The organism is Microbacterium sp. NRRL B-14842 (genome assembly GCF_050470785.1).
Genome location: NZ_JBFLUM010000061.1, coordinates 1 through 12,824, shown reverse-complemented (window position 1 = coordinate 12,824; position 12,824 = coordinate 1). Strand labels below are relative to the sequence as shown.

The window sequence follows — 12,824 nt, the reverse complement described above, 5'->3', positions numbered from 1 at the left end:
CGAGGCGGGCGTAGGTGCGCTCCAGCGAGGCCTTGCGCTGCGCGAGGCGCACGTCCCAGCGCTCCATCTGTTCGCCGAGGCTCTTGACCTCGCTCTCCTGGCCCGTGATCCGCGAGGTGAGCAGCCCGTCGTACTTGTCCGAGTAGGACGTCGCCGTCTGCTCCACACGCGCCCGCGACCGCAGAGAAGAGAGCGCCGACGGCCGCGGGGTCCTTCGCCAGCGCCTCGGAGAACTTCTCCTCGTCGAAGGTGAGCTTGCCGTACATGTCGGTCGAGATGCCGACCGTGGAGGGGGAGACCCCGTCCACCGGGTGCTGGATGGCGTCGGCGAGGGCGGTCCGCAGGCCGCGGATGGTGCTGTCGCCGGTGAAGACGCCGAGCGTCGTCTTCTCGCCCTGTCCCGCGGCGACGGTGGCCTTCGAGCCGTTGTCGATGCGGGTGAAGATGTCGGTGAGGAGGGCGATGAACTCGCCGGAGGCCTTGGCCCTGGCCTCGCTGTCGACGGCGACGGTCACGGTGACGGGGGACGTCGAGACGGTGGAGACCGTGACGTCGACGCCCTCGAAGAGATCGGTGAAGGTGTTGCCGGACGAGGTGATGACCTGTTCGGCCGCGGTGCCGGCCCAGAGGCGCAGCTGCGCGTCCCGTGCCCGTGGCGATGACGGCGGCCCCGGGCTCCGTGGACACGTCCGTGGCGGTGCCGGCGGTGACGGCGGCGAGGTCTCCCGCGTAGACGCGGAAGCGTCCCGCCTCGCCGGACTCCTCGGCCCGGAGCTGCAGGCGGTAGACGGGGGTGCCGTCGGCGTCCTTGCCGGCGGGGACGGCGGTGGCGAGGACGCCCGTGTCGGCGTCGTTGATGGCCTGGGCGATGTCCTGCATCGAGGTGGAGTCGGCCTGCACCTGCACGCGCTTCCCCGTGGCGTCCTCGAGGGTCAGCACGGGCGGGTCCGCGGGCCAGCGGGAAGCGGCGGCGGAGACGACGGTGTGCGCCTGGGCGACGCGGTCGACGACGATGTCGGTCGACACGGGCGCGGCGCCGGTGCGCAGGGCGACCTTCACCGATTCCGACGACGAGGTGCCGGTGAAGCGGTCGAGACCGCCAGGCGCTGCGGCCTTCTCGGCGGCGGCGGCGAGGTTCTGCACGGCGGTGTTGAGGGTGCGCAGCTGTGTCATGACGACGTTCTTGTCGTCGATCTTGGCCTTGAGCAGCGTGCGGGGGATGGCGTGCACGTCCATCAGCGCCTTGATGACCTCGGTGGTCTTCAGCCCCGACACGAGGCCGTCGAGCGAGAGCGACATGCGGCTTCCCTTCTGTGTGCGGCGGGGCCCGGGTGACGGCCGAAGCCGTCACCCGGACCCCCGGAGTGATTCCGTGCGGCGGCGCGGGTCAGCGCAGCAGCTGGAGCACGCCCTGGTTGGCCTGGTTGGCCTGGGCCAGCATGGCCGTTCCCCGCCTGCGACAGGATGTTCGCGGACGTGAACTTGACCATCTCGGACGCCATGTCGGTGTCGCGGATGCGGCTCTCGGCGGCGGCGAGGTTCTCGGCCGACACGTTGAGGCTGTTGATGGTCGACTCGAAGCGGTTCTGCAGCGCACCGTAGCCGGCACGTGCGGTCGAGACCGCCTGGATCTGCGTGTCGATGCCCGCCAGAGCCGCGCCGTACGTCGCCGCGTCCGTCATGCCGGCCGCGAGCGTCTTGATGTCGGCGCCGAGCGTGGCGAAGTTGGTCAGGCCCACCGAGATCTGGTCCTCGGCGGCGACCGCACCCGCAACCCACCTGGAACGTCAGCGTCGCGCCGCCCGAGAGCAGCTTGATGCCGTTGAAAGTTCGTGCTCGACGCGATCCGGGTGAGCTCGTCGCCCAGGGCGGAGATCTCGGTCTGGATGGCCTCGCGCGACTTCGCGTTGTTCGAGTCGTTCGCGCCCTGGTTGGTCAGGTCGCGCACCGCGCTGCAGGATGGAGTGCACCTCGGTCAGGGCGCCTTCTGCGGTCTGGATGACCGAGATGCCGTCCTGGGCGTTGCGAGCCGCGACGTTCAGGCCGTTGACCTGCGAACGCAGGCCCTCGGAGATCGCGAGGCCGGCGGCGTCGTCCGCTGCGCGGTTGATGCGCAGACCGCTCGAGAGCTTCTCGAGCGACTTCGACAGGTCGTTCTGCGTGTTGGACAGGTTGCGGTAGGCGTTGAGCGCGCCCACGTTGGTGTTGATCTGCATACCCATGAGGGTTTCCTCCGTGATGTGTTGTACGGGAGACCATCCGTGGTCTCCTGCCCTGACCTATCGGCGGAGGATGCGGACGCGTTAGGCGGGGGCGGCGGCGCGGAAGACGTCGCGATCCGGACGCCGGCGGCCTCGGCGATGCGGCCGAAATAGGCGTCGCGTGCGGCAGGCGAGACGCGGGTGGTGGTCGTGGTCTCGGTGCCGCCCTCCGCGAAGTAGCGGTCGAGGGCGTCGCGGAGCAGGCGCACGGCCTCCGACCGCTGCTGCGAGACGGCCGAGTGGGTCACGCACAGCTCCTCGGCGATCTCCTTCACGGGCCGCTCCTCGATGTAGACGGCCATGATGATGCGCCGCATGCGCTCGGGGAGGGCGCCGATGGCGTGTTCGAGCACCTCACGCCGTTCGCCGACCATCGCCGACTCCTCCGGCAGCGGGATGTCGGCGACGAGATCGCGCGTGGCGGGGTCGTCCAGCGGGGCGACGGTGCGTGCGGCGTCCGCGAGGGCCTCGACGACCACCTCCTTGGGGGAGCCCATGGCGGTGGCGATCTCGGTGGCGGTCGCCGTGCGGCCGAACGCGGCGGTGAGGGTCTCGCGGACGGCGACCGTCTCCTTGATGCGCTTGCGGATGCCGCGGGACGCCCAGTCCATGGCGCGCATCTCGTCGGCGAACGCGCCGAGGATGCGTCGACGGGCGTAGGCGCGAAGGGGACGCCGAGCGCGGGGGTCGTACGCGTCGGCGGCGGTCACGAGGGCGAGCGCGCCGACGGCGGCGAGCTCTTCGCGGGGGATATGGGTAGCCCGAGCATGGGTGTCTGCAGCGAGGTAGCCGACCAGGGGGAGGTTGGCCTCGACGAGGCGGTTGCGCTCAGCGCGCGACGACATGGGGGATGATCCACCTCTCTGGATGCACTCCGGAAGCTCATGGCGAGGGATAGATGGCCATATCACAAGGTCCGAGATATGTCCATGGGGAGCACTAACCGCCGCCAATGCACATAGTACCTTAGGGGCGCGGCGGCCGATAGAGATTTATGAACCGTTAACAGGCGGGCCGATCGCACCCGCGTGGGGCGGGGGATCGCTGGGGACAAAGGGGATCATGGGAGCCAACGAACTATCGATGCAGCTCTGGCGCGAGCGCGAGCTGCTCGAGATGCTGCTTTTCAAGCTCGACGAGCAGCAGCTGCTGCTCGCCGCCGGCCGGTCGCACTGGATCCAGTTCGCGGCCAGGGAGATCGATCAGGTGCTCGACCGCCTCCCGCGCGGCGAGCCTGGCCAGGGCCGTCGAGGTCGCCGGTGTCGCCGAGGAGTGGGGGGCTCCTCAGGACGCGACGATCGGTCAGCTCATCGAGCACGCTCCGGACGGAGCCTGGGGCGATGTCTTCACCGACCACATGCGTGCGCTGGTGAAGCTGACAGCGGAGGTCGAGCAGATGCGCGACGCCGCCGCGGAGCAGCTCAGCGGAGTGCTCCGCGCCACGCAGGAGACCATCGCCGCTCTCGGCAGGAGAGCGGCGAATACACCACCCGCGGCGACCGCGCCCGCGAGGACGCCGCCCGCATCATCGACACCGAGATGTGACCGAGAGGGATTCATGTCGACCTTCAGTGGACTGACCACCGCCGCCAGCGGCCTCGCCGCCGCACGGCGGGGCATGGACGTGGTCGGGCAGAACATCGCCAACCAGAAGACCGAGGGGTACACGCGGCAGCGCGTCGAGACCTCCTCGATCGCCGCCGTCGCGCAGACGGGCCGCTTCAGCATGGGCGCGCTCCCCGGACACGGCGTCTCGATCGACGGGGTGTCCCCGCCTCGGTGACGCGCTGCTCGACGCCCGGGTCCGCGACACCCTCGGCGCTTCCGGCTACTGGGCCACCCGCGCGCTGGCAGCGACGACTGCCGAGTCGGCCCTCGCGGAGCCGACCGACAAGGGCCTCGCCAACCGGCTGACCAGCTTCTGGGCGGGCTGGCAGGACCTCGCCAACACCCCGGATTCGGGTGCGGCGGCCGCGAGCATCCTGGAGTCGGCGAAGGAGCTCGCCGCCCATATCTCCGGCGGCTACCGCACGGTCGCCGCGCAGTGGACGGCCGCCCGCGGGACCGCCGAGCGCACCGTCAGTCAGGTCAACGCCGCCGCCGACCAGATCGCGGTGCTGAACAGCGAGATCCGGGAGGCGCTGGCCTCGGGGCGATCGGCCAACGAGCTCACCGACCGCCGCAACCTGCTCGCGGAGGACGTGGCCCGGCTCGCCGGCGCGACGGCCACCGTGGGAGACGGACGGCACGCTCACGGTCCGCCTCGGCGGCAACGCCCTGGTCTCCGGCGGCGACGCCCGTCACATCGCGCTGACCGGCTCGGCGACGATCGACGGCGCTCCGCGCGTCGGGGTCGCCTGGGAGTCGGTGCCGGATCTTCCCCTCGTCGTCGACGGGGGAGAGCTGGGCGGCTCCCTCGCGGTGCTCGCCCCGGCCGCCGACGGCGGGATGCTGGCGCAGCTCGCCGCGACATACGACCGCGTCGCCACGGCGCTCGCGGAGTCGCTCAACGCCCAGCACCGCGCCGGCGTCACGGCGTCCGGACAGCCGGGCGGCGACTTCTTCACCCTCCCGGCCACCGGCTCCGCCGCGCTCGGGATGCAGGTGGCCGTCAGCACGGCGGCCGACCTCGCCCTCGCCGCCCCCGGGGCCGGAGCCAAGGACGCGACCAACGCCGACCTCATCTCCCAGATCGGGCAGCGCGCGACCTCTCCGACGCACTGTGGACCGATCAGGTGACCCGCTTCGGCGTCGCCACCGCGGCCGACGTGCAACGCGCGAAGGTGTCGGATGCGGCGGCTGTCGGCGCCGTCGGTGCGCAGCAGTCCGTCGCGGCCGTGGACGGCGACGAGGAGACGATCAGCCTGCTCACCTACCAGACCGCCTACCAGGCGGCGGCCCGCGTGCTCACCGCCGTCGACGAGGCCTCGACGTGCTCATCAACCGCACGGGCGTCGTCGGACGCTGATCGGAGAAGCTCCATGATCTCTCGCGTGACCCAGACCACGATGACGCAGACGGCGATGCGCCAGCTGCAGTCCAACCTCTCGAACTCGCCCGTCTGCAGGAGCAGGCCACGTCGCAGAAGGCGTTCGCCGCCCCCTCGGACGACCCGGCAGCGGCGGCGGCCGCCCTCGCCCTGCACGCCGAGCAGCGGCGCACCGAGCAGTATGCGCGCAACATCGACGACGGCCTGGCCTGGGTGACTGCCGCCGATACGGCGATCACCTCCAGCACGTCCCTGCTCTCGCGGGTGCGGACCTCACCGCGCAAGGGGCCAACGACGGGGCGCTGGACGCCACGGCGAAGGAGGCCCTCGCGGTGGAACTGGAGGGCATCCGCGACGAGCTGCTCGCGCAGGCGAACACCCGGCTGCTCGGCCGGTCCGTCTTCGCCGGCACGTCGGACACCGCGGCCTTCGGGTCCGACTACTCCTACAGCGGTGTCGCCGGCTCCGAGGGTCACCCGCCGCGTGTCCGATGCGGCGGCCGTCCGCGTCGACACGGACGGTGCGGCGGTGTTCGGCACCGGAGACGACTCGGTGTTCGCCCTCGTCGACCGCATCGTCGCCGATCTCCGCTCCGGCACCAACGTGGGGCCCCGACTCGGGGAGATCGACGACCGCCGCACGGCGATGCTGGGCGTGCAGGGCGCGGTCGGCACCAGACAGGCTCAGATCGAACGCGCCAAGGAGGCGGCAGTGCAGAATTCCGTGTCCCTCGAGTCCCGCCGCGCCGCGGTCGAGGATGTCGACTCGGTCGAGGTGCTCATCCGCCTGCAGGCGCAGGAGCTCGTCTACCGCTCGGCGCTCGCCGTCAACGCGCGCGTGCTGCAGCCGACGCTGATGGACTTCCTGCGATGACCGCCGTGCTCACCTTCACGGCCCCACCGCCCGGGCTGGCTCCGCACGTGGACTTCGCCCTCGCACCCGTCGACGGTGCGGACGGGCTCTTCGCGATGCGGGCGGTCGAGGACGACGCCCTGCGGCTCTACCTCGTCGACCCGAACACGGTCCTGGCGGAGTACGCGCCGATCCTCACGGACGCCCAGGTGGCCGACCTCGCTCTCGCCTCGGCGGACGACGCCTTCGTGCTCGTGGTGGCCCACCCCGGCGCCGACGGCGTCAGCGTCAACCTGCTGGCGCCGGTCGTCGTGAACCGGGCGACGGGAGCGGCGACCCAGGTCATCCTCGAAGGCCAGGACTACCCGGTGCGGGCGCCGCTGGGCTGACCCGCGCGGGTGCCGGGGCGCCGGGCGTGACGGGCGGGGTGACGACTACCCTGGAGACGTGATCCTCGCCGTCGACACGTCCCTTGGCACCGCCGTCGCCCTCATCGACCCAGACGGGACGTCTCGTGCCGAGGCCGGTACCGCCGATCCGCTGGGCCACGCCGAGGTGATCGGCGACCTCGTCCACGACGTACTCCGGGAGGGGGGAGCCGACGGCATCACGCACGTCGTCGCCGGCATGGGCCCCGGTCCGTTCACCGGACTGCGCATCGGCATCGCGACCGCGCGGGCGTTCGCCCTCGGCCGCGGCATCCCGGTGGTGCCGGTCCCGAGTCACACGGCGGCCGCGCTGACGATCCAGTCCACGGTGACCGAGCCGTTCGCCGTCGTCACCGACGCCCGCCCGCCGCGAGGTCGCCGTCACCGTGTTCGACGGACAGGACGAGGACGGGATCCCGCGCACGATCGCCGACACGGTGCTCGTGCGGGGCCGCCGACGCCGACGATCATCTCGCCGGTCTCCGCCGGGTCGACGTGACGACGCTGTCCGCAGCCGACCTCGCCAGGGTGGGGGCGCGCGCACTCGCCGCCGGGCGGGTCCTCGCGGGGGACGAGCCGCTCTACCTGCGGCACCCGGATGTGTCCCCTGCCCGGTGCTCCGAAGAAGGTGGGCGCATGACCCTCCGGGACGCGCGGCAGGACGATCTCGACGCGATCATGGCCATCGAGCAGCGCTCGTTCCCGACCGACGCGTGGAGCCGGGACACCATGGCGAGCGAGCTGGCGAGCCCGCACGGCCGCTACCTCGTCGACGAGCGGGGCGGGGCGATCGTCGGATACGGCGGCATCCGGGCGCTGCAGGGCGGTGCGGACGCCGACATCCAGACCATCGCCCTCCTCGCCGAGGTCCGGGGTCAGGGCCGCGGGCGCGCGCTGCTGCGTGCGCTGCTGCAGGCGGCCGCCGACCGTGGGGCGCATGAGGTGTTCCTCGAGGTGCGCGCCGACAACCCTCGGCCGAAGGACTGTATCGCGCGGAGGGCTTCGAGGAGATCGGCAGGCGCCCCCGCTACTATCAGCCGGATGACGTGGACGCGATCGTGATGCGTCTGGATCTGCGCCGCCACCCGGCGCCCGCCGACACGCCGGAGGAGGCGACCGCATGAGTGAGCCCCTGGTGCTCGGCATCGAGACGAGCTGCGACGAGACCGGCATCGGCATCGTGCGCGGTCGTACGCTGCTGTCCAACACGATCGCCTCCAGCATGGACGAGCACGCCCGGTACGGCGGCGTCGTGCCGGAGGTCGCCGCCCGCGCGCATCTCGAGGCCCTCCAGCCGACCATCGACGCCGCGCTCGCCGAGGCCGGCGTCCGTCTCGCCGACCTCGATGCGGTGGCCGTGACCAGCGGTCCGGGCCTCGCGGGAGCGCTCATGGTCGGTGTGGGGGCGGCGAAGGGACTCGCGGTCGCCTTGGACAAACCGCTGTATGCGGTCAATCACCTCGTCGGTCACATCGCGGCCGACATCCTGACGCCGGACTCGGCGCCGTTGGAGTATCCGACGATCGCGCTGCTGGTCTCCGGCGGCCACACCTCCCTGCTCCACGTGCGCGATCTCACGACCGACGTGGAGCTGCTCGGCGAGACCGTGGACGACGCCGCGGGCGAGGCTTTCGACAAGGTCGCCCGACTGCTGTCCCTGCCCTACCCCGGCGGCCCCCGAGATCGACAGGGCCGCGGTGGGCGGAAACCCGGACGCGATCCGCTTCCCGCGCGGGCTGTCCCGCGCCTCCGACCTCGCGAAGCATCGCTACGACTTCTCGTTCTCCGGGCTGAAGACCGCGGTCGCCCGCTGGATCGAGCGCTTCGAGGCCGAGAACGCCGAGGCGGGTGCCGACGCCGGGACCTCCCGATCGCCGACGTCGCTGCCAGTTTCCGGGAGGCCGTCGTCGACGTCCTGGTCACCAAGGCGCTCAACGCGTGCGCCGACCTCGGAGTGCCGCGGCTGCTCCTGGGTGGCGGTGTGATCGCGAACCGTCGGCTCCGCGACGTCGCCCTCGCCAGGGCCGCCGAGGCCGGCGTCACCAGTGCGCATCCCTCCGCTGTCGCTCTGCACGGACAACGGCGCCATGATCGCGGCGCTGGCCGCTGAGCTCATCGCGTCCGGGCGCCCCGCATCGACCCTCGGCTTCGGCGCCGACTCGACCCTGCCGGTCACCGAGATCCAGGTCGCGGAGGCGGTGCCGGCGTGACCGGGCTCGCGCAGGAGCCGGAGTCGGACGGGGCCACGCCCCGTGCGCGGGTCGAGCGCGCGAGCGGGCAGGTCGAACGCCCGGCCGGGACGGCGCGCCTTCCCGGAGCCCCGCGCGAGGGCTACACGAAGCTGCCGACCGGTCCGGTCGGCATCGAGCCCGTCGTCGTGACCGGGCCCGACCTCGACCACGGAGAGGACGAGGGCTGGGAGCCGGCGGTCGAGCCCGCCGTCGTCGACGACACCCCGCCTGGCCCCGTGGGCGCTGCTGGCGGCGATCGTCGCCCTCGGCGCGTCGTTCTTCGTCGGGTGGGGGATCCCGGTCGCGATCGTCGCGGTGATCGCCGCCATCATGTCCCTCCGGCGCCCCGTGGAGAACCGGGCGATCGCGCGCTGGGCCCTCGTGCTCGGCCTGTGCGCGACCGTGTACAGCCTGGGATGGCTGGTCTGGGCGGGGATGCAGTTCGAGAGACTCGGCTAGGCGGGCTGGCCATGACGGACGACGACGACGTCGAGGAGCGCAGGGCCCTGCAGCGCAAGGCTTTCGGCCCGGGCGGAGGCCTCACGGACGCGGAGGCCGCGCGCCTGCGACAGCTCGACGCCGCCCGGCGAAGCCCGTCGCCGGTACCTCCGCCGTCCCTCGGCTCCTTCGCCGCTGCAGAGGACGACGACGAGCCGTCGGCCGGAGACGACGCGCCCGTGGAGCCGGACGAGGAGTCCGCGGACATCGTCACCGCTCAGAGCGACGTTCCGGCTCAGAGGCGGCGGCGCCGTTCCCTCGGCATGCTCGCGCTCGGCGCGGTCGTCGTGCTCCTCCTCGGGGTCGGCGTCGGATGGCTGGCGTTCGGCCGGAGCGGCGGCACGGCGGTCTCCCTCAGCGCCGAGCAGCAGGGATGGCAGTCCGATCTCGTCGCGTCCGGACGATTCGACCCGGGCTCGGTGCGCGCGCTCGCGACGGAGGACGACGCGGTCATCTGGGTGGCGACGCAGAACGGGGGTGCGAGCATCTGCCTGGTCCTGGGCGCAGGGAGAGCACGACGCCGAGCTGCAACCAGCGGGAAGCGGTGCAGGAGGACGCCTCTGGGGCGAGGTGACGACCCAGCGCGACGACGAGTACACGCGCCAGGTCATGGCCCATCTGCTCCTCACGCCCGACGGTGAACCGGCGGTGAGCGTCGACGTCTCGGAGTACGGCTCCGGCGAGGGCGGCCCCACCTACGCGAACGAGGCGGAGACACGGACCGCCGAGCGCCTGGCCGATGACGGCTTCGACCCGAACTCGATCTGGGTCGCCGGGTACGACCGCGACGTCCCGATCTGGACGGCCTCCGAAAGGGAGACGGGTCGGCAGTGCCTCATCTACGACGGGGCGACGGCCGACGCGCCGCGGGCCTGTGAGACGACGGAGACGCTGCAGGAGCACGACGGTCGGCTGCGGTTGCAGGTGACCGACGCGGAGACCGGCGGAATGACGACCTACGAGCTGCCGACCTCCGGTTTCGGGTCGTTCGTGATCATCCGAGAGGGGAGCGACGTCGGTGCGGGAGGAGACTGACCGCCAGGGCTCCGCTGCGGCGGAGGAGCGCCGAGCACTGGAGCGCGCGGCCTATGGTCGGGACGGCGGACTCGACGCCGCCGGTGCCCCGGCGCCTGCGCGAGCTCCAGGAGGAGCATCGACGGCAGGAGCTTCCGGCGGAGGAACGGCCGACGACAGCCTCCGAGGCGCTCCCGGTGGCGGAAGACGAGGGTCGGGAGTCCGATCCGCCGCCGGCTTCCCGACGCATCGCCGCTCGCCGCGGCCGGAGCACCACCCGCACCCGTCGAGACGGGCGCGCCGATGCGGGCGCGCGGAGTCGTGCCGGTGCTCGTGGCGGCAGCGGCCCTCCTGGCGATCGGCGTCGGGGCGGGGTGGGCGCTGTTCGCCCCGCGGTCGGAGGCGTTCCCCTTGACCGAGACGCAGGAGCAGCGACGGATCGAACTCGCCGGGGAGGACTACGACCCCGGCTCCGTGCGTCCGGTGGCGGAGGCGGAGGGCGCCCTCGCCTGGTTCGCCACGCAGGATGACGGGGCCACCCGGTGCCTGATCCTCGACGTGGGTGAGGACTCCCAATCCACCTGTCTGGCAGCGGAGGAGGAGCTGGGGCCGGGCCTGTACGCCGCGCTCCCCGTGGCGGCCTCCGATGCCGGTGACGACGAGGACTCGTTCTCCACCGACAGCGTGACGGCGGTGATGCTGTTCTCCACCGCGGACGAGCCGATGGTGAGCATCCAGCGGTGGGGCGGAAGCTCCACGCTCTTCGCCCAGTTTCGGGGAGGAGCAGCGCCCGAGGGTGAAGGAACTCATCCGCGACGGCTATGACCTCAACCTCACCCTCCTCGGCTCGTTCCGCGAGCAGCCGGTGTGGCTGGGCGACCGCCGTACGACGACCGGCCCCGCCCAGCGCTGCCTGATCGTCGACGCCGACGGTTCGCGGCAGTGCGCCACCTCGACGAGGCGCTCCAGTCCGGGCTGCGCGTGCAGCTCCTCGACGTGGATCAGGAGACGGGAGAGCTGCTGTCGGCGTCCGTGGTCGAGGTGGCCTTCACCCGCTGGCAGATGCCGTACCTCACGGTGACCTCGGGCCCGGCCGTGGTCGACGAGGCGACGGGCGAGTCGTATCTCGTGACCACCGGGCCGCCGGGGGATCCGATCCGCGTCGACATCCTGGCCGCGACCCGGACGACTGATCGCTCTCAGTCCGCGGCGGGCACCCGGTCGGCGAGGATCGCGCGTCGCTGATCGCCGAAGCGGGCGAGGATCAGGGTCGCCTCGGCGTCGCCGCGCAGGGTCAGCTTGCGCCGGAAGGCCGCGGGGTCGACGTCGACCCGCGCTTCTTGATCTCGATGCGGCCGATGCCGTGCGTCTTCAGGGCCGCGTTGATCGTCTTCGGCGTGATCGGCAGCGTCTCCCCGGACGCGGAAGGACTGCACGAACGGGCTCGTCAGCGCGGCATCGGAGGTGAGGTAGGCGATGCGCGGGTCGAGCATCCCCGCATCGAGGCTGCGGGCGACGTCGCCGATGAGGCGCGCCCGGATGACGGCGCCGTCCGGCTCGTGGAGGGAAGGCCCCGAGCGGTCGGACCGGAGCGTCCTCGGCATCGGCAGGGCCGGTGAGCTCGTGCGAGCGCTCGCCGCGGATCACCAGGGCCGAGCGCCGGACCCCTTCCCTGGCCAGCTCCCTGGACCAGACGACGAGCTCCACGACGCTGCCGTCGGCGCTCACCCACTGCGTCTCCGCGTCCGCGGGCAGGGCGTCGCGGTCGTGGGCGGGGCCGAGCTTGATCCCGGTGGGGGCGCTGCGCGGCGACGGCGAACGCCCAGTCGAGGGACGGCGAGTAGTCGTCGGCGGAGACGCGCCGGGTCTCGCTGTGTCCGGAGGTGCGGCGGGCGGGATCCATCCAGATCGCCTGGCCGGGGACCGGCTCTCCGAGCGCGTCCTCCGCCGTGGCGTGCCGGACGGTGGCGTCGTCGCCGAACGGGGGCGAGGTTGTAGGCGGCGAGGGCCGCGGTCACCTCGTCGGCGTCCACCGCGTGCACCGCCAGTCCCCGCGCCGGCGAACGCGAGGGCGTCGCCGCCGATCCCGCAGCCGAGGTCCGCGACGCTCGTGAGGCCGGCTCGGCGGATCCGCTGGGCGTGGCGGGCGGCCACGCCGAGGCGGGTGGCCTGCTCGAGGCCCGCGCGGGTGAACAGCATGCGGGCGGCGAAGGGGCCGAACTTCGCCGCGGCCCTGGCGCGCAGGTGCGCCTGCCCGACGACGGCGGAGACGAGGTCGGCGGAGTGTCCCGCAGCACGCAGTCGGGAGACGGCCTGCGGCCGCCTCGGCGGTGGAGGTGACCGGCCGGAGCGCGTCGAGCAGCTCGAGGCCGGCGGGGGTCAGCAGGGCGCGCAGCTCGGACATCTCCACCCTCCCAGCCTAGGACCCGCGTGACGTGTGACCCGGGTTGGCACTCGCATTGCATGAGTGCCAGCCGACCGCCTACACTGGCATTAGCACTCTCGGGTTGAGAGTGCGAACGAGTCTTTCGTGTCAGCGTCAAGAAAGAAG

Annotated in this window: 13 protein-coding genes and 8 pseudogenes; 16 read left to right on the top strand and 5 right to left on the bottom strand. The window is 72.4% G+C overall.

Annotated elements, in window-relative coordinates; all coding sequences use genetic code 11:
- The 4 genes and pseudogenes from fliD to AB1285_RS23915 form a co-directional block, all read right to left on the bottom strand.
- Positions 1 to 599 (bottom strand): flagellar filament capping protein FliD (fliD, locus tag AB1285_RS23930; RefSeq protein WP_429977990.1); only part of this gene is annotated, 599 nt, incomplete at its 3' end.
- A gap of 229 nt (positions 600 to 828) precedes the next feature.
- Positions 829 to 1,236, bottom strand: a pseudogene (locus tag AB1285_RS23925) (flagellar cap protein FliD N-terminal domain-containing protein); the annotation flags it as partial.
- A gap of 151 nt (positions 1,237 to 1,387) precedes the next feature.
- Positions 1,388 to 2,222, bottom strand: a pseudogene (locus AB1285_RS23920) (flagellin).
- Between the two features lie 284 nt (positions 2,223 to 2,506).
- Positions 2,507 to 3,106 (bottom strand): annotated as a pseudogene (locus AB1285_RS23915) (sigma-70 family RNA polymerase sigma factor); the annotation flags it as partial.
- Positions 3,107 to 3,618: 512 nt separating this feature from the next.
- Here AB1285_RS23915 and AB1285_RS23910 point away from each other — a divergent pair.
- The 16 genes and pseudogenes from AB1285_RS23910 to AB1285_RS23835 all read left to right on the top strand — a co-directional run bounded on the left by AB1285_RS23910 (position 3,619) and on the right by AB1285_RS23835 (position 11,518).
- Positions 3,619 to 4,044, top strand: a complete 426-nt coding sequence (locus AB1285_RS23910; protein WP_429977987.1) for a flagellar basal body protein — start codon at positions 3,619 to 3,621, stop codon at positions 4,042 to 4,044.
- Positions 4,045 to 4,048: 4 nt separating this feature from the next.
- Positions 4,049 to 4,438, top strand: a pseudogene (locus AB1285_RS23905) (FlgK family flagellar hook-associated protein); the annotation flags it as partial.
- A gap of 100 nt (positions 4,439 to 4,538) precedes the next feature.
- Positions 4,539 to 5,000, top strand: coding sequence for a FlgK family flagellar hook-associated protein (locus AB1285_RS23900; RefSeq protein ID WP_429977988.1), 462 nt, complete (start codon positions 4,539 to 4,541; stop codon positions 4,998 to 5,000).
- Positions 4,997 to 5,143 (top strand): annotated as a pseudogene (locus tag AB1285_RS23895) (flagellar hook-associated protein FlgK); the annotation flags it as partial. The gene AB1285_RS23900 and the pseudogene AB1285_RS23895, both read left to right, overlap by 4 nt.
- Positions 5,144 to 5,322: 179 nt before the next feature.
- Positions 5,323 to 5,463: pseudogene (locus AB1285_RS23890) on the top strand (flagellar hook-associated protein 3); the annotation flags it as partial.
- A 270-nt stretch (positions 5,464 to 5,733) separates the two neighbouring features.
- Positions 5,734 to 6,123, top strand: a complete 390-nt coding sequence (locus AB1285_RS23885; RefSeq protein ID WP_429977986.1) for a hypothetical protein — start codon at positions 5,734 to 5,736, stop codon at positions 6,121 to 6,123.
- The gene (locus AB1285_RS23880) at positions 6,120 to 6,491 is read left to right on the top strand and encodes a flagellar assembly protein FliW (protein WP_187663415.1); all 372 of its coding nucleotides are present in this window, start codon (positions 6,120 to 6,122) and stop codon (positions 6,489 to 6,491) included. Before AB1285_RS23885 ends, AB1285_RS23880 begins: the two co-directional genes overlap by 4 nt.
- 58 nt (positions 6,492 to 6,549) lie before the next feature.
- Complete coding sequence (gene tsaB / locus AB1285_RS23875) at positions 6,550 to 7,029, top strand: tRNA (adenosine(37)-N6)-threonylcarbamoyltransferase complex dimerization subunit type 1 TsaB (RefSeq protein WP_429977984.1); 480 nt, start codon at positions 6,550 to 6,552, stop codon at positions 7,027 to 7,029.
- 137 nt (positions 7,030 to 7,166) lie between these two features.
- A pseudogene (rimI, locus tag AB1285_RS23870) lies at positions 7,167 to 7,654 on the top strand (ribosomal protein S18-alanine N-acetyltransferase).
- Entirely contained in the window at positions 7,651 to 8,640 is a 990-nt protein-coding gene (locus AB1285_RS23865) for a tRNA (adenosine(37)-N6)-threonylcarbamoyltransferase complex transferase subunit TsaD (RefSeq protein WP_429977982.1), read from the top strand. The pseudogene rimI and the gene AB1285_RS23865 overlap by 4 nt, the downstream one beginning before the upstream one ends.
- Positions 8,618 to 8,740, top strand: a complete 123-nt coding sequence (locus tag AB1285_RS23860) for a hypothetical protein (RefSeq protein ID WP_429977980.1) — start codon at positions 8,618 to 8,620, stop codon at positions 8,738 to 8,740. The genes AB1285_RS23865 and AB1285_RS23860 overlap by 23 nt, the downstream gene beginning before the upstream one ends.
- 336 nt (positions 8,741 to 9,076) lie before the next feature.
- The gene (locus AB1285_RS23855; protein ID WP_429977978.1) at positions 9,077 to 9,220 is read left to right on the top strand and encodes a hypothetical protein; all 144 of its coding nucleotides are present in this window, start codon (positions 9,077 to 9,079) and stop codon (positions 9,218 to 9,220) included.
- A gap of 11 nt (positions 9,221 to 9,231) precedes the next feature.
- Entirely contained in the window at positions 9,232 to 9,900 is a 669-nt protein-coding gene (locus AB1285_RS23850) for a hypothetical protein (RefSeq protein ID WP_429977977.1), read from the top strand.
- Positions 9,830 to 10,294 carry a hypothetical protein gene (locus AB1285_RS23845; RefSeq protein WP_429977976.1) on the top strand — a complete coding sequence of 155 codons (465 nt, stop codon included), beginning with the start codon at positions 9,830 to 9,832 and terminating at the stop codon, positions 10,292 to 10,294. Before AB1285_RS23850 ends, AB1285_RS23845 begins: the two co-directional genes overlap by 71 nt.
- 282 nt (positions 10,295 to 10,576) lie before the next feature.
- Entirely contained in the window at positions 10,577 to 11,098 is a 522-nt protein-coding gene (locus tag AB1285_RS23840; RefSeq protein WP_429977975.1) for a hypothetical protein, read from the top strand.
- 117 nt (positions 11,099 to 11,215) lie between these two features.
- Positions 11,216 to 11,518, top strand: coding sequence for a hypothetical protein (locus AB1285_RS23835; RefSeq protein ID WP_429977974.1), 303 nt, complete (start codon positions 11,216 to 11,218; stop codon positions 11,516 to 11,518).
- On the opposite strand, the pseudogene AB1285_RS23830 reads toward AB1285_RS23835, so the two are convergent.
- Positions 11,473 to 12,683 (bottom strand): annotated as a pseudogene (locus AB1285_RS23830) (THUMP-like domain-containing protein). The gene AB1285_RS23835 and the pseudogene AB1285_RS23830 overlap by 46 nt on opposite strands.
- Positions 12,684 to 12,824: the final 141 nt, after the last annotated feature.